The organism is Shewanella sp. ALD9 (assembly GCF_002836315.1).
In the GTDB taxonomy this organism is placed as follows: domain Bacteria; phylum Pseudomonadota; class Gammaproteobacteria; order Enterobacterales; family Shewanellaceae; genus Shewanella.
Map to the genome: position 1 here is coordinate 113,957 of NZ_PJCD01000038.1, position 25,203 is coordinate 139,159.

The 25,203-nt window shown below is 40.4% G+C and carries 26 protein-coding genes; 17 read left to right on the forward strand and 9 right to left on the reverse strand.

Annotated features, from left to right (window positions below; all coding sequences use genetic code 11):
- Positions 1 to 25: 25 nt before the first annotated feature.
- Entirely contained in the window at positions 26 to 409 is a 384-nt protein-coding gene (locus CXF88_RS14965; RefSeq protein WP_101087566.1) for a Fis family transcriptional regulator, read from the forward strand.
- A 55-nt stretch (positions 410 to 464) separates the two neighbouring features.
- On the opposite strand, the gene CXF88_RS14970 is transcribed toward CXF88_RS14965, so the two are convergent.
- Positions 465 to 1,016 (reverse strand): DUF1569 domain-containing protein, encoded by a 552-nt coding sequence (locus CXF88_RS14970; protein ID WP_101087567.1) that lies wholly within the window; start codon positions 1,014 to 1,016, stop codon positions 465 to 467.
- A gap of 153 nt (positions 1,017 to 1,169) precedes the next feature.
- Positions 1,170 to 2,513 (reverse strand): hypothetical protein, encoded by a 1,344-nt coding sequence (locus CXF88_RS14975; RefSeq protein WP_101087568.1) that lies wholly within the window; start codon positions 2,511 to 2,513, stop codon positions 1,170 to 1,172.
- Positions 2,514 to 2,862: 349 nt separating this feature from the next.
- Between CXF88_RS14975 and CXF88_RS14980 the strand changes: the two genes are divergently transcribed.
- The 12 genes from CXF88_RS14980 (at position 2,863) to rnd (ending at position 14,899) form a co-directional block, all read left to right on the forward strand.
- Positions 2,863 to 3,876, forward strand: coding sequence for a permease (locus tag CXF88_RS14980; RefSeq protein WP_101087569.1), 1,014 nt, complete (start codon positions 2,863 to 2,865; stop codon positions 3,874 to 3,876).
- A gap of 16 nt (positions 3,877 to 3,892) precedes the next feature.
- Positions 3,893 to 4,123, forward strand: a complete 231-nt coding sequence (locus CXF88_RS14985) for a thioredoxin family protein (protein WP_101087570.1) — start codon at positions 3,893 to 3,895, stop codon at positions 4,121 to 4,123.
- Between the two features lie 362 nt (positions 4,124 to 4,485).
- Positions 4,486 to 5,508 (forward strand): YHYH protein, encoded by a 1,023-nt coding sequence (locus tag CXF88_RS14990; protein WP_101087571.1) that lies wholly within the window; start codon positions 4,486 to 4,488, stop codon positions 5,506 to 5,508.
- A 32-nt stretch (positions 5,509 to 5,540) separates the two neighbouring features.
- The gene (locus CXF88_RS14995; protein ID WP_101087572.1) at positions 5,541 to 6,068 is read left to right on the forward strand and encodes a hypothetical protein; all 528 of its coding nucleotides are present in this window, start codon (positions 5,541 to 5,543) and stop codon (positions 6,066 to 6,068) included.
- 222 nt (positions 6,069 to 6,290) lie between these two features.
- On the forward strand, positions 6,291 to 8,216 hold the full coding sequence (locus CXF88_RS15000; RefSeq protein WP_101087573.1) for an ATP-dependent DNA helicase: 1,926 nt from the start codon (positions 6,291 to 6,293) through the stop codon (positions 8,214 to 8,216).
- 73 nt (positions 8,217 to 8,289) lie between these two features.
- The gene (tsaB, locus tag CXF88_RS15005; protein ID WP_101087574.1) at positions 8,290 to 8,991 is read left to right on the forward strand and encodes a tRNA (adenosine(37)-N6)-threonylcarbamoyltransferase complex dimerization subunit type 1 TsaB; all 702 of its coding nucleotides are present in this window, start codon (positions 8,290 to 8,292) and stop codon (positions 8,989 to 8,991) included.
- A gap of 59 nt (positions 8,992 to 9,050) precedes the next feature.
- Positions 9,051 to 9,380 (forward strand): hypothetical protein, encoded by a 330-nt coding sequence (locus CXF88_RS15010; protein WP_059745362.1) that lies wholly within the window; start codon positions 9,051 to 9,053, stop codon positions 9,378 to 9,380.
- Positions 9,373 to 10,050: a M50 family metallopeptidase gene (locus CXF88_RS15015; RefSeq protein ID WP_101087575.1), complete on the forward strand. Its 678-nt coding sequence runs from the start codon at positions 9,373 to 9,375 to the stop codon at positions 10,048 to 10,050. Before CXF88_RS15010 ends, CXF88_RS15015 begins: the two co-directional genes overlap by 8 nt.
- Positions 10,051 to 10,127: 77 nt before the next feature.
- The gene (locus CXF88_RS15020) at positions 10,128 to 10,910 is read left to right on the forward strand and encodes a methyltransferase (protein WP_242445179.1); all 783 of its coding nucleotides are present in this window, start codon (positions 10,128 to 10,130) and stop codon (positions 10,908 to 10,910) included.
- A gap of 21 nt (positions 10,911 to 10,931) precedes the next feature.
- Positions 10,932 to 11,825, forward strand: coding sequence for an alpha/beta fold hydrolase (locus tag CXF88_RS15025; RefSeq protein WP_101087577.1), 894 nt, complete (start codon positions 10,932 to 10,934; stop codon positions 11,823 to 11,825).
- A gap of 198 nt (positions 11,826 to 12,023) precedes the next feature.
- Positions 12,024 to 13,697 carry a long-chain-fatty-acid--CoA ligase FadD gene (gene fadD, locus CXF88_RS15030; protein ID WP_101087578.1) on the forward strand — a complete coding sequence of 558 codons (1,674 nt, stop codon included), beginning with the start codon at positions 12,024 to 12,026 and terminating at the stop codon, positions 13,695 to 13,697.
- 89 nt (positions 13,698 to 13,786) lie between these two features.
- Entirely contained in the window at positions 13,787 to 14,899 is a 1,113-nt protein-coding gene (gene rnd, locus CXF88_RS15035) for a ribonuclease D (protein ID WP_101087579.1), read from the forward strand.
- 102 nt (positions 14,900 to 15,001) lie between these two features.
- Here rnd and minE read toward each other — a convergent pair whose 3' ends face one another.
- Genes minE through minC form a run of 3 tightly spaced genes read right to left on the reverse strand, consistent with a single transcriptional unit; the run spans position 15,002 to position 16,767 of the window.
- A complete protein-coding gene (minE, locus tag CXF88_RS15040; protein WP_011637201.1) occupies positions 15,002 to 15,262 on the reverse strand; it encodes a cell division topological specificity factor MinE in 261 nt (86 codons plus the stop codon).
- Positions 15,263 to 15,264: 2 nt separating this feature from the next.
- On the reverse strand, positions 15,265 to 16,074 hold the full coding sequence (gene minD, locus CXF88_RS15045) for a septum site-determining protein MinD (RefSeq protein WP_011637202.1): 810 nt from the start codon (positions 16,072 to 16,074) through the stop codon (positions 15,265 to 15,267).
- A gap of 27 nt (positions 16,075 to 16,101) precedes the next feature.
- Complete coding sequence (minC, locus tag CXF88_RS15050) at positions 16,102 to 16,767, reverse strand: septum site-determining protein MinC (RefSeq protein WP_101087580.1); 666 nt, start codon at positions 16,765 to 16,767, stop codon at positions 16,102 to 16,104.
- Positions 16,768 to 16,886: 119 nt separating this feature from the next.
- On the opposite strand from minC, the gene CXF88_RS15055 reads away from it, so the two are divergent.
- The 3 genes from CXF88_RS15055 (at position 16,887) to CXF88_RS15065 (ending at position 18,674) form a co-directional block, all read left to right on the forward strand.
- Complete coding sequence (locus tag CXF88_RS15055; protein WP_101087581.1) at positions 16,887 to 17,165, forward strand: YcgL domain-containing protein; 279 nt, start codon at positions 16,887 to 16,889, stop codon at positions 17,163 to 17,165.
- Between the two features lie 31 nt (positions 17,166 to 17,196).
- Positions 17,197 to 18,165, forward strand: coding sequence for a lytic murein transglycosylase (locus CXF88_RS15060; protein ID WP_101087582.1), 969 nt, complete (start codon positions 17,197 to 17,199; stop codon positions 18,163 to 18,165).
- Positions 18,166 to 18,227: 62 nt separating this feature from the next.
- Entirely contained in the window at positions 18,228 to 18,674 is a 447-nt protein-coding gene (locus CXF88_RS15065) for a YcgN family cysteine cluster protein (protein ID WP_101087583.1), read from the forward strand.
- A 69-nt stretch (positions 18,675 to 18,743) separates the two neighbouring features.
- Here CXF88_RS15065 and dsbB read toward each other — a convergent pair whose 3' ends face one another.
- Both dsbB and nhaB read right to left on the reverse strand, forming a co-directional pair.
- Positions 18,744 to 19,253: a disulfide bond formation protein DsbB gene (dsbB, locus tag CXF88_RS15070; protein WP_101087584.1), complete on the reverse strand. Its 510-nt coding sequence runs from the start codon at positions 19,251 to 19,253 to the stop codon at positions 18,744 to 18,746.
- Between the two features lie 116 nt (positions 19,254 to 19,369).
- Complete coding sequence (gene nhaB / locus CXF88_RS15075) at positions 19,370 to 20,956, reverse strand: sodium/proton antiporter NhaB (RefSeq protein ID WP_101087585.1); 1,587 nt, start codon at positions 20,954 to 20,956, stop codon at positions 19,370 to 19,372.
- 588 nt (positions 20,957 to 21,544) lie between these two features.
- Here nhaB and fadR point away from each other — a divergent pair.
- Positions 21,545 to 22,264 (forward strand): fatty acid metabolism transcriptional regulator FadR, encoded by a 720-nt coding sequence (fadR, locus tag CXF88_RS15080; protein ID WP_101087586.1) that lies wholly within the window; start codon positions 21,545 to 21,547, stop codon positions 22,262 to 22,264.
- A 117-nt stretch (positions 22,265 to 22,381) separates the two neighbouring features.
- Here the strand turns inward: fadR and CXF88_RS15085 are convergent, their stop codons facing one another.
- Positions 22,382 to 23,893 carry a SpoVR family protein gene (locus CXF88_RS15085; protein ID WP_101087587.1) on the reverse strand — a complete coding sequence of 504 codons (1,512 nt, stop codon included), beginning with the start codon at positions 23,891 to 23,893 and terminating at the stop codon, positions 22,382 to 22,384.
- Positions 23,894 to 23,902: 9 nt separating this feature from the next.
- The gene (locus CXF88_RS15090) at positions 23,903 to 25,168 is read right to left on the reverse strand and encodes a YeaH/YhbH family protein (RefSeq protein WP_101087588.1); all 1,266 of its coding nucleotides are present in this window, start codon (positions 25,166 to 25,168) and stop codon (positions 23,903 to 23,905) included.
- Positions 25,169 to 25,203 lie beyond the last annotated feature (35 nt).

Sequence of the window (25,203 nt, forward strand, 5' to 3'; positions counted from 1 at the left end):
TACAGATTAGGAAGAACATTTTAGTATGCGAAAAACCGATAAAAAAATCGATAATAAATTAAGAGAGGGGTTAACCGTCGTATGCGAACATGCACTGGATAGCTATCCTGGTTTTGCATGGATTACGCACGTCGTTGATTACACGACATTCCCCAAGAGCTTACGAATTATTTGTATATTTGATACTGAAACACAACTAACGCAATTTAATCAAAGTGGTCATAAAGCGCTACTGTTAACGCTAATTCAACGCACCCTTGCTCAATACCAGATTGATCTCAAAAATATTAATCAACATGTTAGCTTTGATACTGAAACTGCTTGTGATCAGCAACATCATGGTAATTGGGCGTTGCGATTACATAATGCCAGTAGTATCGATAAAAACGGGCTATCTAAGCTGCACTAACGTTGTATTGGGATTTTGTTTAAGCTCTTGATATTTAATGTTAATTTTTTAACCGTTAACTCATTAGATTAAAGTTCTGTTGGTGATTATAAAAATGCAGTACATGGGCAAGCTCGTAATCTGCTTTGTTTAATTCACCATAAGCAAAATGTGGTGCCAAATCAGTTTTATATTGTTGAAAATCTTTTAAAGATTGTATTAGCCTAGCGAGTGCTTGATTAACATCAACACTGCGGTCTAACTCTGGCGCAGCAGGGATTGGTTCGGCTAAGTTATGAGACATTGCACCTTTAGTGACAAATGCGGTGAATGCCAGGGCTCCGACAGTTTGTTTAAAGAGTGCTGATTTATGCTCTGGAAACCCGCTCATTGAAAATTCAACACTTTGCGCGCAATGTGTAAACACTTCAGCACTGTTCCACTTGCCAGTGCTTAAACCTGCAAGTTGTTCGGTTGATAACATCGTTAACTTATTCAACTTGGCTAATAGTGCAGCAATGTTCAGTTGTGTTGGATCATTGCCTTGGCTTAACCATAATGCACTGGCACCAGTTAATCCTACCGCAGCGCCTAACATTCCCACTTTTAAAAACTGTCTGCGTTGCATTATGTGGCCTTTTTGGTAGGCATTAACTTACTATTTAATGTCATCATCATCATCAACTTAACGACTGTGTGGATTGCTTATTTCTATAACAAGATGTTAATTGCCGTGTCAATCAATAGAACAAGCTCGTTAGCCAAATAATCAAATGGCTACTCAAGGGTAAATAATATTCGATGATGTCAGCTGCAATTGTATTTGACTGCTTATTTCGGCTTTTTGACTGGCTGTTAAGAGGGTTGAGTTATCAATTGCTGTCATCGCTGCTCGTTTGTCAAACCCACTCCAGACATTGACGGTACTGGCAATAGATTCTAATCGAGTCGTGGCATCATTAATGCGTTCGGCTACATTAAACGCTTGTTGTGGATCTGTTTGGCTCAACTGGGCTGATCGTTGACGAAAAGCAATATCTTTGTTGTCATCGGACAGCGAGTTTATTACCTGCAAAAAATCGACTTCCGAATTTTCTGCGAGGGCGTAGCTAGCGTTAATGATAATATCCCGCTGAACATTCGCTTCATAATTATCTATTCGCGCTAGCATCATATTGGGTTCCACACTGGCTATTTCAGCTAAGGCACTGTTGAAATAATCTTGATTTAAATCGTAAGCTTGTTTTTGATTGTTTAAAAATACTAAAGCAGCCTCAGGATCTGTTTCTGCCATTTTTCGAGAGACAATATATATCCCGCTGGCACGTTGCTCTACGGCAATAGTATCTAACCAATCGACAGCATCTTGAGTATTCTTTTCAACCAACTGATATACCATCGATGTAATAAGATAATTAGTCGATTCATTTAATGGCAGTGATGAAATGAGATTGGCGGCTTCGTTAGGTGACTGTTCAATGTAATAATACATGGTATTTAAGTACATTTTTAACGTTGATTGAGTTTCTGTTTGCAATTTTAACCATTCAAATGCGGCTATTGCATCGGTGTTGGCCCATGAGTCGACAATCGACATTATGATCGACGACTTCATTGGTTCTACTGCTAATAACTCTACATCGCTTAATGCTTGTTGTGGATTTACAGACGCTAAACCACGTAAATAACCGTCGAGTAATGATTCATATTGTTCAGTCGACTTTTGCTGTTCTAGCCATGAAATGACATTTGAAAATTGCATTTTCCCCGCTATTTCTAAAATTAATCCATATAAGTCTTCATGTTGCGTTTCTTCGGCAACGAGTAATGCTTCTAGAGGGTCTTGTTCGGCCAGTTGCATGATGCGAAAAATCGACATGTAAGGCGTTTCATCATTGCCTAACGATGCCTTAAATGCTTCTCGGTCGTGAGTGTTCTGGGTTACATCATTTACCGAAGTAAGATTAGCTTGACCTACAGAGACAAATTTTGAAATGTTGCCTTGTGGTGTTTTGGACAATAAATCGGCATGTTCGGTAGTGTCTGGGGTGTCACTAGGCCATATCAGCGGATAACTGATAAACCCGATACACCAACTTATAACCACTACAATTAACCATTTCATTATTGCTTTTCCTTAAGCTTATTGACTGTGTTCAAATATCTCTAGGGCTACGTTATTATGATGCCGTTAACATTGCAACGAATTATTCAGTAATAGATTTAATAAAAACGAGTTTAACTGACTAATTTTTATATTAATTTATCATCGACATTTAAATTTTGAGTTTGAATAAGTCATCATAGGTAAAACTGACAAAAACAAGACATTTCACTTAGACAAAAAATTAACCCGATATTATTTCGGATAATCTATGTTTATTTTTATCATCAACAAAATCGAGACCTGGATCTTATATTACGACTAAAAATAAGGCTATCTTTACAGTAGTGTTTTTATAGAGCAATAACTTATGTTTCAGATTTTTTCTGATTTTGCATCTTGGCTTATATACAGTTTATTGGGGTTGTCGCCAGAGACCAAACTCGGAGATGCGCTGCATTTTTTTGTTGAAGACGCCACTAAAATTTTTGCTTTACTGCTGGTGATGATTTATTTCATTGCCCTCATCCGGGCTTCGTTAAATGTTGAGCGTGTCAGAGATTATTTAGCAGGTAAACACCGAGGATTAGGTTATTTGATGGGATCAGGTTTTGGTGTCATAACGCCATTCTGTTCTTGTTCGAGCATTCCTGTTTTTTTAGGTTTTACCTCTGCCGGGATCCCATTAGGGATCACCATGAGCTTTTTGATTACCTCGCCTTTAATCAACGAAGTCGCAATATTACTGCTTATGAGCTTATTGGGGCTCAAATTTACCTTATTGTATATTGCCGTTGGAATGAGTGTGGGAATGTTAGGCGGCCTGTTTCTTGACAGTATTAAGGCTGAACGTTGGCTACAGTCGTTTGCGGCCGAAGCCTTAAAACGTGGTCAGCAGAAGGGGGTTGGCAATACTGCTGATGATAGTGGCAAAGTGCAAACTATGTCATTGCCACAAAGGCATCAATTTGCCAAAACTGAGATGCTAGATATATTCGGCCGAGTGTGGAAATGGGTCATCATTGGGGTGGGTTTGGGCGCGGCGCTGCATGGCTTTGTACCAGACGGTTGGATTGAAGCGCATTTGGGCGACGGACAATGGTGGTCTGTTCCTGCTGCGGTGTTGCTCGGCATTCCACTTTATTCCAATGCGACAGGTGTTATTCCGATTATGGAAAGCCTTATTATCAATGGTTTACCAATAGGTACCACATTAGCATTTTGTATGAGCACTGTAGCGGCCAGTTTTCCTGAATTTATTTTGTTAAAGCAAGTTATGCAATGGCGTTTACTGGCAATATTATTTAGCCTTCTATTAGTTTCATTCACTTTAGTGGGGTGGATATTTAATGCATTTGCTCCGTTTCTATCATCTACGAATTAGTCACAAGGAACAATAAATGAAAATCATTAAAGTATTAGGTTCAGGTTGTAAAAAGTGTCTTGAAACTGCTGAGCTTGCCCAAGCTGTTGCCGACGAAAAAGGTGTTGCTATAAAAATAGAAAAAGTAACCGATATGGCGCAAATTATGGCTTATGACGTAATGAGTACGCCAGCGGTAGTGGTTGATGAAAAAGTGGTCCATAAAGGCAGTAAACCCACCAAAGATCAAATGGCAATGTGGATATAATGTGTCTGTAGCGATTAATGGCTTGGGGCTATTGGCTGTAAGTTAGTAGTAACCTGCCATTAGATTGAAATACGATCATCTATAAGTTTACTATATTCAAATCAACCTTAACCCTGTTGTGTTTACTCTGCTCAGGTATATTTAAGCGTAAAGCTAAGGTTCCTCCTCATCGCTTTTACGTTCCCACGTTACGTTGTTCACAACGCTGTAAGTGACGTCTCGTCATTAACAGATGATTCACCGAATCCATCACTTTTGTTATTTTTCTACATAATTTCTGCACTTTCTGTCTATATCATCTATTGGTAATACAATATCTCTTTAGTTAAACCAATAACGATCCACTTAAAGGAATCGATGCCATGAAATTATTCGTTAAACATCAACAATTCACTCAATCAATTTTGTGTTCTTTGGTTATCGCAGGTTTATTAACAGCCTGCAACGGCAGTGATAATAACACTGACACAGCTACAGTCGATGAGAGCACGACAGTGGTCACTGATAATGGTGTCAGTTACGACGGCACTACTGACGGTGTACTATGTGATTATGCATACAGCGAATTCAATGATTCTGAGTCTGTGGGTTATAACAGCGATTCACAGTGGAATTGTACCGATGATATGCGCGAATTAGTGGCAAACGGTATTCCTGATCACGCTGTTGGGACTTTTCCTAATGATAACAATCCGAACATGATCACCGTGCAAGACATTACAGCCAGTATTACTTTACAGCCTGTTAAAACTGATGTTGCTAAAGAATTAGGTGGCCCATCAGGCCCGCAGGGGTATGTGTTAAATGGGGTTAAAATCGATGCCAGCACAGCCGGAACCTGTGATGATTCTGGTTTAATTTGTGATGCAGTTATGAATGTTGGCAACTGGAATATTGAGGCGCTAGGTCAATCAAGCTTTGATTTTGGTACTGATGACAATAATGCGCATGTTCAACCAAGTGGCGAATATCATTATCACGGTATGCCTGAAGGTTTTATTACGCTACACGGTGGCAGCAGTGACACTATGACCTTAATTGCATGGGCATCTGATGGATTTCCGATTTATGCTCGTTATGGTTATAGCAGCGCAGATGATGCTACTTCAGGACTTAAAGTGGTCACGGGTAGTTACCAATTAGTCACAACAGTGAGTGATAACAGACCATCGACGGATTTATATGCTTTAGGTACCTTTAAACAAGATTGGAAATATGTAGATGGATCAGGTGATTTAGATGAATGTAACGGCCGCTTTGGGGTCACTCCAGAGTTCCCTAATGGCATTTATCATTATTACGCGACAGACAGTTACCCGTTCTTTCAGCGATGTGTGAAAGGTGAAGTTGAAGCTGCTGGCCAATTACCTCCACCACCTCAATAAATCAATCTTATTACACGTAAGGAGGACATTACATGCGCGTTTTGAAAAAACAAATAATAATGATTATTTTTATGATGAGTTTACTGTTGGCAACAGAGGCTCAATCTCACATGATGGTGTCTCAACACGGCACCATCAATATGGTCAATAATGGTGCGTTTATGGTGTTATCATTACCGATCAGTGCGTTTAATGATATAGATGATGATATTAATGGTCATTTATCAACGGTTGAGTTTAACGCTCATCGTGTTGAAATCATTGCTCAAATATTGGCTAAGGTTAAATTAAAAGATAATAATGGTTTGCGTCCATTAGAGGGGTTAATGTTTTCGTTAGGCGATGATCATCATGACGCCGATACAGCGACGCAATTAATTGTTATGGGGCGTTTTGCTATTGATAACAACGCGACAAATTTAATTTTCTCATTAGACTTATTTGGCCTAGCCGAGGCTGAAAAAGTCATGAGCATGAGTGTGAAACACAAGGCGGCCAATCAAAAAATGGCGTTTGAACTCACCCCGGAACACCCTATTCAAAACCTATTTGCTGAATAACTCACTGTCCAACGATTAAGTTAGGCGTTGAACGAGTCAAAAATGCTGAGTCACGCTGGTGGCCGGCATTTTTTGTTTCCAGTTTAATCCATCGGAGAGTCGACATTGTTAACCTATCTCCTTTACAACTTTTGGTGATAAACAGTTGGAACATGATGCCGTTATAAGCATAATAGCCCAAATCACACTAAATCAGCATTAGCGCGATAATTTGAGGATGCTTTGAGCTCTACACTTACCCAATCTGTAATCCATGAATTTAGCGATCGCGGTGCGTTAGCCAAACATGTGCATCATTACCACCATCGACAAAGTCAGACAGATATGGCCGTTGCGGTCAGTGACGCTATTGCTAAAAAGCATAATCTGATTTTAGAAGCGGGTACTGGTGTGGGTAAAACCTATGCGTATTTAATTCCGGCCTTACTCAGCGGCAAGCAAGTGGTTGTGAGTACCGGCAGTAAAAATCTGCAAGAGCAGCTATTCCTCAAAGATCTCCCCGCATTACTTGCCATGTTAGATGTACATGTACCGATTGCGTTATTAAAAGGGCGTAACAATTATTTATGTCAGTTACGTCTTGAAAAGCAGATGCAAAATGCCAGTCAATTTAGCGAATATTATATTGATGATTTACTCAAGATTAACCAATGGGCACATTTAAGCAAAGATGGCGATATCGGCAATTTAACCTCGGTGGCAGAGCATTCAGAGGTTATTCCTAACATTGTGAGCACCAAAGAAACCTGTACGGGTAAAAAATGCGATCATTATGATGTGTGTTTTACCCGTAAAGCACGTATTAGGGCCATGGAGGCAAAAGTGGTGGTGGTTAATCACCATTTATTTTTTGCCGACCGCTTACTCAAAGACACCGGGTTTGCCGAGTTATTGCCAGATCCTGATGTGGTTATTTTTGATGAAGCCCATTTGGTGCCAGATATTTGCATTAACTACTTTGGCAGCCATATCTCCAGTCGCGAAATTGATCAGTTGCTTAATGGCATCATTAAAATACACAAACAACTCATTCGCGACAGTATTCAAATAGAGCAACTGTCGCAACGTGGGCTGTTGGCTTTGAGTGACTGGCACAACGCTATGTACGACAACCAAGTAACTGATTGGCGTAAAGTACTCGCCAATAAACACTTAGCGACAGTATCGTGGGCACTACAACAGGCACTTACCGACCTTACCAATGTAATGCGTCATCATCTTGGGCGTGAAGACCAACTCGACTTAGCGTTTGAACAATTGCATGAGCTTGCTGAAAAGCTACAAGACTATTTTGAATGCAAAGACATGCAAGCGGCTTATAGTGTCGAGTTAGGTCCGCGCTTTATCCTGTTAAGACTGAGTCCTATCAATGTGGCAAAACAATGCCAGAAGCTGTTTGATGCCAAAACTCGCTGGATTTTCACTTCGGCTACCTTACAAGTAAACCGAAGTTTGGGCCATTTTGCGACTGAGCTAGGCTTGTTATCAGCGCAACAAATCATTTTAGACAGTCCATTTGATTACCCTAATCAAGCGGTATTTTGTGTGCCACGTCATTTAGGTAAAGTGGGGCAGTCGCAGCATACGGTAAAACAATTAGTTGATGTGTGTATTCAAGCTATCAACGCGGCTCAAGGCCGTACGTTCATATTGTTTACTAGCCATCAAATGCTCGAGCAAGTTGCATCGGCATTGCAAGGTAAAGTCGCTTATCCTTTACTGGTACAAGGCCAAGCCAGTAAACAAAGTTTGTTAAATAAATTTAGGCAGTTAGGTAATGCAGTATTACTCGGTACCAGCAGTTTTTGGGAAGGCGTCGATGTTCGCGGTAAGTTACTCAGCTGCGTGATTATCGATAAGTTGCCGTTTGTATCGCCAGATGATGCTTTATACAAAGCCCGTTCAGCCAATGCCGAACGTCAAGGGCTTGACCCCTTTAACCATATTTCTCTGCCACAAGCGGTCATAAGTTTAAAGCAAGGCGTCGGGCGGCTAATCCGTGATGAGAAAGACCGTGGTGTGCTTATTTTGTGCGATAACCGCATCGTTAACCGCGCTTATGGCCAGGCGTTTATTAATTCTTTGCCACCCATGCAACGCACACGTGACTTAGACCGTGCATTACAATTTTTAAAACAAATCCCTTAAGCTTTTTAAAACCGTACGCATCAGTTATCATATTGAGTCTATTTGATGTTTTTTTACTGGGTAACCCATCATAATGCCAAAGCCGTTAACCATCCTCGCTCTTGATACTTGCACTGAAACTTGCTCCGCTGCGTTAACCATTAATGGTAAGGTGTTTGCACTTATTGCTGATGCACCACGTGAGCATAGTCAACGATTATTACCTATGGTCGATGAAGTGCTAGCCCAAGCCCAAGTGACACTGGCCGATGTGGACATGATTGCCTATGGCCGCGGTCCTGGCAGTTTTACCGGTATCCGCATTTGTACCAGCATGACCCAAGGATTAGCCTTGGGACTCGACTTGCCGGTTATTGGCATTTCGACCTTAGCCGCTATGGCCCAATTAGCCATAACAGAGCAAGGTGCTACGCAAGTATTGTGCTGTATTGACGCCCGTATGAAGGAAGTCTATTGGGGCCAATACATTGCCAAAGACGGCATTGCTACCTTAGTCGGTCAAGAACACGTTAGCGCGCCAGAAGCGATTGAGTTAACCCTCGATACACAACAAAACATTAGTGTTTGTGGCACAGGCTTTGAAGCCTATCCACAATTATTAACGATAGCGCCACACATGACACCATGCACCCAAGCAACTTATCCAGATGCGAAAGCCATGTTAATTCTGGCACAACAAGGTTATCAACAAGGTTTGCATACTACTGTTGATGAACTTTCGCCTGTGTACCTTCGTGATACTGTTACGTGGAAAAAACTTCCGGGCCGAGAATAGCCATTCACGGCAATTTGACATAAAGTATAAGATTCAAATATAGGTAAACGGTGTCGTTAATGACGATAAATTCAGCATTATCAATGGCAAATAATCAATCAGGCCCAATTAGCCTGAGCCAAGCTGTTGCCGGTAATCGGCCGATCATAGCGGCCCACGAACCTATTATTGTTAATCCTGCTACTGTAGAAACTGAGGTTCAAGGGATTGAAGCTCGCAACATGGCCATTGTTGATGATTCAACTTTATCGGCCAAACAGCAAGCGCGTGTTGAATACGACCGTGAGACTTACAGTCAGCGTGGCGCTATAGCGCAGTATTTATCGACACAGCATTCTGCTAAAAGAGACGAAATTCAACAAATGGTTGGTATTGATTTATATGCCTAATGTGCCGTTGTCTGCAACACCCAGTCGTAGCCGTTTTGTGATTGAATTACTGTTGGCTTTTTTACTGACGCGATTCCCTTATATCTCTATACCTTTTAAATGGTTTGAAAGTTATTTTCACGAATTATCTCATGGCATCGCGACATTATTGACCGGTGGCTCGGTCAGTCATATTCAGCTATTTCCAAACGGCGCTGGCTTTTGTTTTAGCCAAGGCGGCAGCAGTATCTTAATCGCTTATGCGGGCTATTTTGGCGCCGCACTCTGGGGTTATTCGATATTTCTGATGGCAACGCAAAAACAGACCATTAGATTTACCCTGACTTTACTCGCGTTTACCGTGGCTGCATCGTTACTTTTTTGGGCTCGCGATGTGTTAACCATTGTTATACTCAGCGTATTGATAATACTTTTTTTGTTACCACTTAAATTAAAAAACAGTAGTCTGTTAAACACCTTACTGCGTATATTAGGGTTAATGATTATTTTAAATGCCATGGCAAGTCCGATGGTATTATTGGGGTTAAGCGGTCAAGGCGATGCGGTTATGTTAGCTAAAATGACTTGGCTACCTGCATGGTTATGGGTAATAACATGGCTCGCCTTTAGCGGGTTTATGTTGTTGCTCTGTTGGCGTAAAGTTGATCGAAAAAAGGGAGTGTCAAAATGAAACGTAACATGATGTTAGGAGCCTTAATTGGCTTATCAAGTTTAGGTATGTCGACCGCAATATACGCAGCCGATAGTATGCCCGATAAAAAAGTGACGGCACCGCAGGTTAGTTCTGCCCTTGCTAAAGCAGTGGCCAGCGAGTTTCGTACTGCAGATAATAAACTACGTGACCAATATCGTCATCCTGCTGAAACATTAGCGTTTTTTGATATTAAGCCTGAACAAACTGTGATTGAACTATGGCCCGGTGGTGGTTGGTATGCTGAAATTTTAGCGCCATACCTAGCTGAAAAAGGCCAATATGTAGCTGCTAATTTTGAAACTAATCCTGCAACAGACACGAATCAAAGTGCTTATTACAAATCAGCTGGTTTAAAGTTTGAAAAATGGGTTAACGATAACAAAGCCAGTGTAGGCAATGTACAGTTTGTAACGCTTGATCCACCGGCTAAGTTTTCATTGGGTAAAGATAATTCTGCAGACCACGTATTAACATTCCGTAACTTGCACAATTGGGCAATGAAAGGAGAGTTGGAAGGTGTGTTTAAAGCCGCTCATGACGTGTTAAAAGTTGGAGGTTCATTAGGCATTGTTGAACATCGTGCCAATATCGGTATGGCTGCAGAAAGTGGCTATATGGATCAAAATCAAATGGTTGAGTTGGCCAATAAATACGGTTTTGAATTAACCGGCAGCTCTGAAGTGAATGCCAATCCTAAAGACACTAAAGATTATCAAAAAGGTGTGTGGACATTACCACCGCGTTTAGCTATGGGCGATCAAGATAAACAGAAGTATCTTGATATTGGTGAAAGTGATCGTATGACAATCAAATTTACCAAAATAGCCGCTAAATAATTTTTGCAAAGTGAGCCAACAATGTTGAACATTGATGTAGAAGAAATTCAATTGCCGTTGGCTCATATTACTCTTGCAGCTAAACGTTATGGTCAAGCCGACAAGCCAGTGATTTTGGCTTTGCATGGTTGGCTTGATAATGTCGACAGTTTTATCCCCTTAGCGCAGGCCTTTGCCCAGCAAGGGTTATTCGATAAATTTCAACTGATGTGCATCGATTGGCCAGGGCATGGATTATCAGATCATCGCCCAGGGCGTTATCCGTTGCATTGGGTTGATTATATTTACGATCTGCAAGCCGTGATCCATACCCTGTCACAAGAAACGGGTCCCATTATCTTATTGGGCCATTCGCTCGGCGGCATTGTGGCGTCAGCTTACAATGCATGTCTTGCTGACAACATCCATAAACTCATATTAATAGAAGCCCTAGCACCGTTATCTGAATCTGCCACACAAGCTAAAGATCGCTTACGAAAAGGCTTACAGCAACAACAACGCTTTAATCGTCAACTAGCCAGAGTCACTCCAACGTATTCTTCAATGGATACTGCGATTCAGGCTCGCCATCAACTCACTGGATTAGCATTACCATGGTGCGAAATGATCACCAAACGTAATATGGCCGCCACTGATGGCCACTATTCTTGGCGTAGTGATCCTCGGTTAAAATTAGACTCACTTAACCGTTTTACCTTTGAACAGGTTGACGTTTTGATGACAATAAGTGACACGCCTTCGTTACTCATTGTTGGCCATGATGGCTATAAACAATTAACAGTATCAACAGAGCAAGCCAATAAATGGTTTTCCAATATTGATATCGTTCATTTAGCCGGAGACCATCATCTTCACATGGGGAATGCCGACCTGGTTGCTAAATCGATTGGAGCATTTATTCTAAATAGCCGTTAGCCATAGGTGAAAACGCTGTTATTTTTAGTTTATTTATGTGATTATGATCGAAAATTAAAACACTTGTATGATTTAGTTCATGACAAGCAACATAATAAAGCCTGCGAAAACAATATTAATGATACGCAGACAATAAAATATTTTACCACTGACGGGGAATGCACGTCTTAGCACAGTGGGCATTATTAGGAGACACCTGTGGACCAGCCTTGGATTAATAATTTACCTGAACATGTTCCGGCCGAAATCGACCCATCTCAATTCAGTTCTTTAGTACACATGTTCGAAGATGCAGTAGCAAAATATGCTGACCAACCTGCATTTATTAACATGGGTGCGACGATGACGTACCGTAAACTCGAAGAGCGAAGTCGAGCATTTGCTGCATATTTACAAAACGAACTGCACTTAAATAAAGGCGACCGTGTTGCCATTATGATGCCCAATTTGCTGCAATATCCTATTGCTCTGTTTGGTATTTTACGTGCGGGTATGGTGGTGGTTAATGTTAACCCACTGTATACGCCACGGGAATTAAAACATCAATTAGTCGATTCGGGTGCAAGAGCCATCATTGTGGTGTCTAACTTTGCTAACACTCTAGAAGAAGTTGTTGATCAAACACCAATAGAGTCGGTCATTATCACTAACCTTGGTGATCAGCTCAGCGCACCCAAACGCACCTTAGTGAATTTTGTTGTTAAATACATTAAAAGATTAGTACCAAAATATCATTTACCGCACGCATTATCATTTCGTGATGCGCTCTCTAAAGGCCGACGCCTGCAGTACATTAAAGCCGATATTAGTGGCGAGGATTTGGCCTTTTTACAGTATACCGGTGGAACTACAGGGGTATCTAAAGGTGCCATGTTAAGCCATAAAAACGTAGTAAGTAACGTTTTACAAGCTAGTGGCGCTTATTCTCCAACGCTTGATGATGGTGCTGAGTTTGTGGTGACAGCATTGCCTCTTTACCATATTTTCGCACTGACAGTCAACTGTTTATTGTTTTTACACAAAGGCAGTAAAAATCTTCTGATCACTAACCCTCGAGATATCCCAGCATTTGTGGGTGAACTTAGAAAGTACCCGTTTACGGTATTAACGGGTGTTAATACCTTATTCAATGCTTTGGTTAATAATGAAGAATTTACTCAACTTGATTTTTCTGGTTTAAAATTGTCTATTGGCGGCGGGATGGCGGTGCAGCGCGCCGTTGCTGATAAATGGCAAAACCTTACTAAGACACGTTTACTCGAAGGCTATGGTTTAACTGAAGCATCACCATTGGTCACATGCTGCCCCTATAATCTCAGTGGGTACAATGGCTCTATTGGTTTTCCTGCGCCTTCAACCTTCATTCAGATACGTGATGATGATGGTAAAGTATTAGCCCAGGGTGAAACCGGTGAGTTGTATGCTCAAGGCCCGCAAGTGATGCAAGGCTATTGGCAGCGTCCGGAAGAAACGGCCAGTGTGATTGATAAAAACGGTTGGTTAGCCACTGGTGATATTGGTTATATGGATGAAAAAGGTTTCTTTTTCATTGTCGATCGTAAAAAAGACATGATTTTAGTGTCAGGTTTTAACGTATTTCCGAATGAAGTGGAAGAGGTTGTTGCCCTACACCCTAAAGTTATCGAAGTCGCTGCTGTTGGCGTTCCCAATGATGCCAGTGGCGAGTTAGTGAAGATTTTTGTGGTAGCAAAAGACAAATCATTAACCGAAGAAGAACTGATTAAGCACTGCCGTCATCATTTAACGGGATATAAAGTTCCTAAGCTGGTAGAATTTAGAGACGAATTACCGAAAACCAATGTGGGTAAAATTTTACGCCGACAACTTCGAGATGAAGTTAACAAAGCGTAAAATCAAAGCCGGCAACTAAGCCGGCTTTTTTATGTTTGGTTGTTATCAGCTTATCGTATTGCTCACACCTTTTTTTAGCGGAGCCTATTTTGTTAACGTTTGAATATATCAGTGATGATGCCAGCCTGTTGTCATTAGTTGAACAATACCAACAAAGCACCTTGCTGGTGCTAGATACTGAGTTTGTCCGCACTCGAACCTATTATGCTAAATTAGGCCTTATTCAAGCCTATGATGGCAAAACTTTAGCCTTAATTGATCCGGTTGCGATTACCGATTTAAGCCCATTTTGGCAGTTATTAACTGACCAAAATATTGTCAAATTAGTGCATTCATGCAGTGAAGATCTCGAGGTGTTTGCTCATTATGGTGAATGCCAACCAAGCCCTTTATTTGATAGCCAAATAGCGGCAAGCTTTGCTGGTTTAGGCCACGGATTAGGTTATGCCAAGCTCGTTGACGCATGCTTGCAAGTCGAAATAGATAAAGGCGAATCACGTACGGATTGGATGAATCGTCCACTGTCTGATGCGCAATTACAGTATGCGGCTAATGATGTGTTTTATTTATATCAATTATACCCTCAGCTGCAACAGAAGCTTGCTGCGGACAATCGTCTTGAATGGTTGTTTGAAGAAGGTCAGCGTATGACTGAAGGGCGCATGTCATTGCCAGAAGGCGACAGCGTTTACCTTAAAGTCAAAAATGCATTTCAATTATCGAGTCAGCAGCTAGCCTATTTAAAAGTATTGGCGAAATGGCGTCTAGCCAAAGCGGTAAGCCGCAATCTAGCGCTGGGTTTTGTGGTAAAAGACCATGCATTAATTGCATTAGCCAAAAAACAACCGACCACACTGGCGGAATTGAATAGTTTAAATGACTTAACAGATCAAGAGAAACGCATTCACGGCAAAGATTTATTAACAGTTATGGCGACGGCAGATTTAATTAATCTACCTGAAGAAGTTGATGTTGTTGCGCTTAAGTCAGGTTATAAATCAGCTTTTAAAGAAGTTAAAACAGTCTTAACTGAATTATGTGAGCGTGAAAATGTCGCATTAGAATTTGTTGGTTCTAAGCGCCATATTCATGAATTTCTATTATGGTTGTATCACAACAAACAAACACCAACACCAATACTCTTGGTCGGTTGGCGTGGGCAGTTGGTAGGTGATTTACTAGAGCCAGTGCGCTTTAGTTAATTCAGCTTTAGTTAATGCAATTTATCAACATACCAAAAAAGGATACTCGCATAATGCCAGTATCCTTTTTTGTGTTAAGCAGAGTAGGGTGACCTTGGCTGATTACTTTGAATCAGGTAAGGTAACGTTTAACTCTAACACCGATAAATTGTCATCGTTTTGGTCAAGTTGCACAGAGACTTGGTCGTCTGATATTTGCACATACTTACGGATCACTTCGATGATTTCTTGTTTCATCTTTGGGAAATAATCAGGTGCACCACGTTCACCACGTTGGTGAGCCACAATAATTTGTAATCGTTCTTTTGCCAATGATGCGGTATTGGGCTTTTTACTGCTTCTAAAATAATCAAGTATCGACATAGTTAGCTCCCAAATATCCTTTTAAGGAATCCCTTTTTTTCTTCTGTAATAAATCGAACAGGTACATCATCACCTAATAAGCGTGCAACCGTATCGCCATAAGCTAAACCTGCATCACTTTCTTGATCAATAATGACCGGTACACCAGAGTTTGACGCCTTCAGTACCGATTGAGACTCAGGGATCACACCGAGTAATTCAATGGCTAATATTTCCTTCACATCCTCAACACTGAGCATTTCACCCGTTTTGACCCGCGCAGGAGAGTAACGAGTTAACAATAAATATTCTTTTATGGGCTCTAAAGACAATTCCGCACGACGTGAACGGCTCTGCAGCATGCCTAATATACGATCTGAGTCACGTACAGAACTCACTTCAGGGTTAGTGGTAACAATCGCGATGTCGGCAAAGTAAAGCGCCATCATGGCACCTTGTTCAATACCCGCTGGTGAATCACAAACAATATAATCGAAATCTTTGGCTAAATTCTCAAGTACCCGGCCAACGCCTTCTTTAGTGAGCGCATCTTTATCGCGTGTTTGAGACGCGGGTAAGATAAACAGTTTGTCGCAGCGTTTATCTTTAATTAACGCTTGGTTCAAATTAGCTTCACCATTAATGACGTTAACAAAATCATATACGACTCTGCGTTCACAACCCATAATCAAATCAAGATTACGTAACCCAATATCAAAATCGATAACGACAGTTTTCTTTCCTTTTAAGGCCAATCCGGTGGCAATTGCTGCACTGGATGTTGTTTTACCCACACCGCCTTTACCTGATGTGACAACAATAATTTGCGCCATTTATATTTATATCCTTGTATTTGCCGATTATTGGGGCAATGATTCAACAGTAAGAGATGCGCCTTCAAGGCGAACACAGCCTCTTTGACTTAGATCGTATTGTTGCAAATGTTCTGTCAACCAATACTGTCCAGCAATCGATACTAATTCTGCTTCTAACGAGTTAGCGATAATCACACTTTGATTATCTCCCGCAGCACCCGCCATGGCTTTCCCACGAAGAGCACCATATATATGGATGCTACCATCAGCAATGACTTCAGCGCCATTACCAACCGCACCAAAAATGATTAAATCAGCATTTTGTGCGTATATTTGTTGTCCAGAACGCACATTTTGTTTAACAATTTTAGTTGCTCGTACAGGCAACTCAGCTTTGCGGGCTTGTTTACCCGATTTGACCACTGCAATTGCCATACTTTTTGCTTGTTCAATTTGTTCTGGGCTGGCATCGGTAATGCCTACAATAATAAGATTTCGGTCAATTAATAATTGTTTTAGTGCATTAAAATCAATGTGAGTATGCTGAATGGCTGATAAATTTAATACCAAGGGGGCGCCCAAAAAAAACTGGGGAGCTTGAGCCAATTTGTTGTCTAATTCAGCCGCAATGATATCGAGATCGTTATGATTGATATGCAGTACTGATAAGGTAAAAGACGTGGCCTTTAATTCGAGATTTTGTTTAGCCATCCCGGCGTGATTCTCCAATACTTCAGCGATAAACTGATTTACAATTATTTTCTTGTGCCACCATGTTATAGTGTGCTTAGTTGACTATCAAGTTTGAACCTTTGGAAATTTACACTAAAATGATATGTGCAGTATATAAAAGCGGTCGAAGAGCAGATACTTACCTTTTTGTCAAAAAACGTGATGTATTTGATGACGTTCCTGAACCGTTAATGGAAATGTTTGGTTCAAAGACATTAGTGATGATTGTACCTTTATCTAAACGAGATCATTTAGGTATCGCTGATATTGATAAAGTTAAGTCAGCATTAGTAGAAAAAGGCTATTACTTGCAAATACCACCACCGCAAATTAATTTACTCGAACAACATAAACAAGAATTAGCTTTTAAGAAATAAGCTCATTCTTAAAGGAGTAATCAAGACGAATATGATTCAAAAAATCATTTTATGTGCATTTTGTTACTTCATTTGTTCTAATATTGCCATGGCAGAAGACCGCCGTGGCGAATTTTCCGACTATTTGTTGGAACTACAACAAAGGGCAATAGCCACTGGCGTTAATCAACTGACAGCAGAACGCTATATTGCTAATATTAAAATCTTCAAAAAAGCCAGCCTCAATACCCATTCAGATGAATCACAAACATTAGAACACTTTATTCCCCAAGCTGTACCTGAAATTACCGTGAGTACAGCCAGAGCAATATTTCAGCAACATGAATCACAAATAGAAAATATTAGCCGAACTTATCAAGTTCAGTCCCGATTCCTGATGGCATTATGGGGGATGAACTCTCGTTTTGGAGAGCGAACAGGACGTTTTTCTGGGTTATCTGTTTTAGCCTCACTGGCTTATAAAGGCGATAAAGAAGCTTTTTACATTAATGAATTTATTGCAGCGCTCAAGCTAATCGAACAAAAAAATATTACCGAAGATTTATTGCAAAGTTCTTCATCAGGGGCGATGGGGCAGATGCAAATGATGCCTAGCCAGATACTCCAATACGGTATAGATGCCGATAAAGACGGCATCATTAATGTCTGGGACAGTATGGATGATGCCTTTGCATCTACGGCTAATATGTTACATCAACAAGATTGGCAATATGATTCTACGTGGGGAAGACAGGTAAAAACGACAATGATGTTAGATCCAAACTTACTTGGTTTACAATCACATCACACATTTCCAGATTGGCAAGCCTATGGTGTCAGGCGTTTTGATGGTGCAGATTTACCCCAACGTAATGACATGGAAGTATCATTAATTGCGCCGGATGGACCCAAAGGCCGCTTTTATTTAACTTATAATAATTTTCGATTATTACATCAATTTAATAATTCTTTGTACGATACGCTGGCAATAACCTACCTTTCTGAGAAAATTAAACAGTAAATTGTACCGTTTTAGGTGTAAAATGCGTGAAAATTTAGACAATAAACTACTTTAGACATAAAATGATGACTCAGTTTTGGATAACCACACCTTTAGAAAACATGACCCCCGAACAATGGGAGTCTCTTTGTGACGGCTGCGGTAAGTGCTGTCTAAATAAAATCATCGATGATGAAACGGATGAACTTTATTATACCAATGCCGCCTGCCATCTATTGGACAACGATACTTGTGGTTGCCGTAGATATCCTGATCGTTTTACTTATGTGCCTGAATGTACTGCCATTACGCCTGAGAATATTGCTGAGCTGACTTGGTTACCAGATAGCTGTGCTTACCGACGTTTGCATGTTGGTAAAGGCCTACCTAGCTGGCATCCGTTATTGACTGGAAATAAACAGGCTATGCATGCATCGGGCATTTCGGTACAAGGTAAAACCGTAAACGAAATGAAAGTGAAGTATTTGGAAGACTGTATTGTACTGTGGCCGATGCTAGACGTTGAATAATCAATTCTTCAAATATAAAAAAGACCTCAATGAGGTCTTTTTTATATTTGATTTCGAACTTTTGCTGATTTATTTTGCAGATTTAAGTGCAGGTAACAACATCAACAACCAAATAACACCATAAACAGCAAAACCAAGCATCATCCATTGTGCCATGCTGACAGACAGCCACGACCATGGTGAGTCACTACACATGCCTGTTGGCGAGAATACTGAAGGTAACCAGGTGTCTAATGGCATAAAACTGGGGAATTCGGGGTAAAAAGAACAAGTCGCAAACGGTGAAGGATTAACTTGCATCTGGTTTAGATCATAAGCTAATTTGAAGCCCCAAACCGCCGATACAGACCATCCAGCCATACCCACTAATCGTAACAACCACACTTTAGGTTGTAGTATCCCTATCAGCGCTGCCAGAATAATACCGAGTACAGCAACCCGAATATAAATGCACATGACACACGGCGCTAGATCCATTCCATATTGAAAGAAAAGGGCTGCCAATTCCAATCCAATGGCGGACAATAATAATAAACCCCAAGACAAACGGTTATGGCAAAACTGCTGTAGTTGCGACAATTTCAGTTCCTAATAAATGTGTTAACAGATAAAAAAACACCCTCAAATGAGGGTGTTTACACAAACAATAGAGACTTTAAGATAATTTATCTACTAAGTCCAATAAGCTGATTTAATTAATGACCCATTGCCGCGCCACTGATGTCTTTGGCTGAGTGGTGGATAATTAATTGAGTTTCATAAAGTAAATCAGTCATGTCGACTAAGAAACCTGACTCAATGGCCATCACGCCCACAATTGATAATACAATCGTATAAGGCAACGCCATCCATACCATACGGCCGTACGATAAACGAATAAGCGGTGCTATGGCCGAGGTTAACAAGAACAAGAACGCTGCTTGTCCATTCGGCGTAGCCACAGAAGGTAGGTTAGTACCGGTATTAATTGCCACAGCAAGTAAGTCAAATTGATCTCGAGTGATTTGGCCACTCATCAATGCTGCTTTCACTTCATTAATGTAAACAGTTCCCACAAACACGTTATCACTGACCATAGATAACAAGCCGTTAGCGATGTAAAAAATCACTAACTGCATATTGCCTTCATAACCTAATGCCCATTGGATCACTGGAGCAAACAGTTCCTGGTCAATAATCACACCAACGATGGCAAAAAATACCGCCAATAGTGCAGTGAAAGGTAAAGCTTCTTCAAATGCTTTACCCAAAGAATGTTCGTCGGTTATACCATTAAACGCAGTGGCTAAGATGATGACTGATAAACCAATGAGGCCAACAGAAGCTAGGTGAAGTGCTAAACCAGCAATTAACCAAATACCAATAAGGGCTTGGATAACCAATTTCATTTTATCTTGATTGGTTCTGTGCGAGTCTTCATGAGTGGCGTAATCAGTTAAAATCTTATGTACTGCATCAGGTAATTGTGCACCATAACCAAAGACTTTGAATTTTTCGACAAGAAAACAAGTGAATATACCTGCAACCAATACTGGCATTGTCACTGGCGACATCCGTAAGAAAAACTCACCAAACTGCCAATGGGCTTGGGCCGCAATGATTAAGTTTTGTGGTTCGCCAACCATGGTGCAAACACCACCAAGAGCGGTACCAATGCCTGAATGCATTAATAAATTACGTAAGAATGCTCGGAACGATTCTAATTCTTCATTGTTTAACTGTTCAGTTGTTTCAGATGTATGGTCGTGACCATCATTAAAACTCTTTCCTGAAGCCACTTTGTGGTAGATAGAGTAAAAACCAACGGCAACAGCAATAATAACCGCGATGACCGTTAACGCATCTAAGAACGCAGATAAGAATGCTGACGCAGTACAAAACATCAATGAAACGATTATTTTCGAACGTACTTTGGTAATCATCTTGGTAAATACAAACAGTAACAACTGCTTCATAAAGTAAATACCAGCGACCATGAAGACTAAAAGTAACAATACTTCTAAGTTTGCTTCAATTTCATGTAGAACTTGCGAGGGAGATGTCATGCCAATAAATACGGCTTGAATTGCGAGCAAACCGCCGGGCTGAAGTGGATAACATTTAAGTGCCATTGCTAGAGTGAAAATAAATTCAACGACTAGCACCCATCCAGCGATAAATGGACTGACATAAAAAAACAGCAGGGGATTTATTACTAAAAATGCCAAAATTGCGTATTTGTACCATTTAGGTGAATTGCCTAAAAAGTTTACAAATAGCGCCTGACTTTTGGTTACAGGCATATCAGCCTCTCCGATATTGTTATTGTGGCAGTATTGTTACCATTTTTTGATAGCTTACAATACATCATTATTTTCAAATAGATTTGGGAGAATAGAGGCAACTCAGATTAGAAAACTTGATAAGCATCAATTTTTCGTTAATTGAGTTTAAAATTCAATTCGATTGAACTGAGTATTTTGGCCAATTACTCTCTGTTGAATAAAGATATCTTGTTATAGCAAACAATGTGTTAGCAAAATAGTTTACTCACTAACTACGTATGGCTCTTATTTTCATCGCTAGTGTAGCTTAAAAAAAATCGAATTGTAACGCTGTTATTGTCGTTAGAATTAGCACGTAGCGTTAACAAACTAGCTACATCATTATATACTAAACTTAAAGAGTTCTATCAGATAAATTGATGATATGTCGATGATTATAGTGGTTTAATGTGATGAATATTCAATTATTGATTTTTGCTCAGTTTAGTTGTTTGAAAATCAATCGTAATGAGCGTAGTGATTAAACAATGGTTTTTATTTTCTACCGCTCTGGTATGATCAGTCACAATAGTTTCGCCATTGTTTAGCAATAGGATATGAAGGCTGATGATCATCAATGCCAAAGGGCCAGCGAGTTTTGCCGAGAAATATATTGTTCGTTCCATTTGGGAAAACAAATTTCCACCGGGATCAATTTTACCTGCTGAACGTGAGCTCTCTGAACTTATCGGTGTTACTCGAACAACGTTAAGAGAAGTGTTACAACGTCTTGCTCGAGATGGTTGGTTGAAAATTCAACATGGTAAACCTACCCAGGTGAATAATTTTTGGGAAACGTCTGGGTTAAATATTTTAGAAACCATTGCTGATTTAAATCCGGATGGTTTTCCACTACTTGTCGACCAATTAATGGCTGCTCGTGGTAACGTAAGCAACATTTATTTTAGGGCCTCCATTCGCCACAATCCTGAAAAAGTAGTTGATGTATTAGCGGGTATTCATAGCTTAGAAAATGATGCAGAAGCGTATGCTACATTTGATTACCAATTGCATCATACATTAGCTTTTGCATCAGGTAATCCATTGTATGTATTGATTTTAAATGGTTTCAAAGGTCTTTATAATCGTGTTGGTCGATATTATTTTTCGAGCCAAGAAGCTCGTGAATTAACCATGCGTTTTTATGTCAAACTTGAAAAGTTAGCTAAAGATAAAAATTACTCTGACGTACCAGCATTAATGCGTATCAATGGTATCGAAAGTGGCAAAATGTGGCAAAAATTACGTGATGATTTACCTGCTGAAATGGGTCATGATAAATCCTAGTGAATTAGTGAGTAAAACCTCTCATTTACACTTAAAAAAGAGCCAATCAAATCGATTGGCTCTTTTTTATAGCATAAATCATCTCGTTCAAACCACAGACTGTAAACTAGATAGACTTTATGCTGCTGTTTCTGGACACATTGACAAGGTACTAACAATGCCTAAGTCATCAAGTTGCTCCAAGGTGACATTAAATCCCCATAATCGATGTAAATGCTTTAATACCTCTTGATGGTTGTCTGCCAGCGGGATGCCGTCAAATGGTATGTAGCGTAAGATAATTGACCTGTCACCGTTCACTTGCACTTGTTGTACTTGTATATTGGGCTCAATATTCGACAGATTATATTGTTGTGATAGGGTGTTGCGAATATCTTGGTAACCTTGATCATCATGAATGGCCGATATTGATAGTTGACTGCGTTTTTCATTATCTAAAATACCAAATAGCTTAAAGTCACGAATCACTTTAGGTGATAGATATTGGCTAATAAAACTCTCATCTTTAAAGTGTTTCATGGCAAAGTGAACCGTTGTCAGCCAATCGCTGCCTGCAATGTCTGGAAACCATTTTCGATCTTCTTCAGTGGGGGTTTCGCAGATGCGTCTGATATCGATAAACATTGCAAAACCTAAAGCATAGGGGTTTATGCCACTATAATGTGGACTATTATAGGCAGGTTGAGCGACCACTGCGGTGTGATTTTGCAAGAATTCCAACATGAAACGGTCGGTAACTTTATCGGTATCATATAAGCGATTAAGTATGGTGTAATGCCAAAAAGTTGCCCAGCCTTCGTTCATCACTTGGGTTTGCTTTTGTGGGTAAAAATATTGCGCCATCTTACGTACTATGCGCACCAATTCACGTTGCCAAGGTGCTAATAATGGTGCGTTTTTTTCAATAAAATATAAAATGTTTTCTTGAGGTTCACTGGGGAAAATAGCCGTCGTTTCAGGGGTGTCTGTTTGTGGCGATGTAGGCAGCGTTCGCCATAAGTCATTCACTTGGCTTTGCAGATAATCTTCACGCTCTTGTTGTCTTGCTTGTTCTTCTTTAAGTGATACTTCAGCTGGACGTTTGTAGCGGTCTACACCGTAATTCATTAATGCATGGCAAGAGTCTAAGGTCAGTTCAACTTGCTCTACACCATAACGTAATTCACATTCACGAATATAATTCTTAGCAAAAACTAAATAATCAATAATCGAACTCGCATCGGTCCAGGTGTTAAATAAATAGTTATTTTTAAAAAAACTATTGTGGCCATAACAGGCGTGAGCCATAACCAATGCTTGCATCGTGATGGTATTTTCTTCCATTAAATAGGCGATGCAGGGGTCGGAATTTATCACAATTTCATAAGCTAACCCCATTTGGCCGCGCTTGTAGCCTTGTTCTGTTTGGATAAACCGTTTACCAAATGACCAATGAGTGTAACCAATCGGCATTCCTATCCCTGCATAAGCATCCATCATTTGTTCCGCGGTAATAATTTCAATTTGATTCGGATAAGTATCAAGTTTAAAGAAAGCCGCGGCCTGTTCAATTTCATATTGATATTTTTGCAGTAAATCAAATGTCCACTCGGGACCATCATCTAACGGGTTACGTTTATGTTGAACCATGATAGCCTCCTATATAGCTTGTTTTTTAAAGAGTTCACGGAAAACGGGATAGATATCTTCAACTTGGTGAATATGCTGTACCGCAATATTGTCAAACTGCTGTTGTAACTGTTCATATTGATGCCACAGGGTTTGATGAGCCCGATGACTGATTTCGATGTAACTGAAATAGCGTACTTTGGGCAGAATATGTTTTGCTAATATCTCATGGCAAGTGGGGGAGTCGTCGGACCAATTATCGCCATCAGAAGCTTGAGCTGCATAGATATTCCATTCATTTTCAGGGTAACGAGCTTGTTGTATTTCATGCATCAGTTTTAATGCGCTTGATACTATGGTTCCGCCGGTTTCTTGTGAGTAAAAAAATTCGTGTTCATCGACTTCTTTTGCCTGTGTATGGTGGCGAATATATACCACCTCGAGGTTCTGATAACTGCGGGTCAGAAATAGATACAATAGAATATAAAAACGTTTAGCCATATCTTTGGTAGCTTGATCCATCGAACCTGACACATCCATTAAACAAAACATCACCGCTTGACTTGAAGGGACTTCGCGTTTCGCATAGTTGTTATAGCGTAAATCAAAGGTATCGATAAATGGTACTTTAGCGATTTGCTGCTTGAGCACTGTTATTTGCTCTTTGATGGCTATAATCCGCTCGGCTTGAGCGCCAGGAGTATCTTCTAATACCGCAAGTTCGGCTTCCAATGCCTGTAGTGCTTTCTTTTTCCCGCCGCTCATGGCGATGCGTCTAGCGAGTGATGAACGCAGTGATCTGACAATATTGATATTGGCGGGTACGCCATCATTGGTGAAGCCTGCACGATAGGTTTGATATTCAACCAATTTATTAAGGCGATTATTCTGTAAGTTTGGCAGTTCGAGATCTTCAAACAACAATGCTAAATATTCATCTTTTGAAATAGTAAATACAAAATCGTCGTCACCTTCGCCAATATTTGAGGCATCGCCTTGACCTGCACCGCCTTGTCCGCCTTTAGGTCGTTGAATTTGGTCGCCACGATTAAATTGATCATTGCCAGGATGAACTCTGTCCCTTATTCCACCTTGTCCTTGCCTAAAAACGGGCTCACTGAGATCCCGCTTGGGAATACTAATCTGTTCACCTTTATCAATATCCGTAACACTTCGGCGTGTTACCGCATCACCGACAGCTTTTTTGATTTGTTTTTTATAGCGTTCAATAAAACGCTGCCGATTAACAGTGCTTTTTCCTTTTGCGTTGAGTCGTCTATCAATAAAATTTGCCATACGTCGCTCCCAAGTCTTATGTTTGGTAGCGCCCA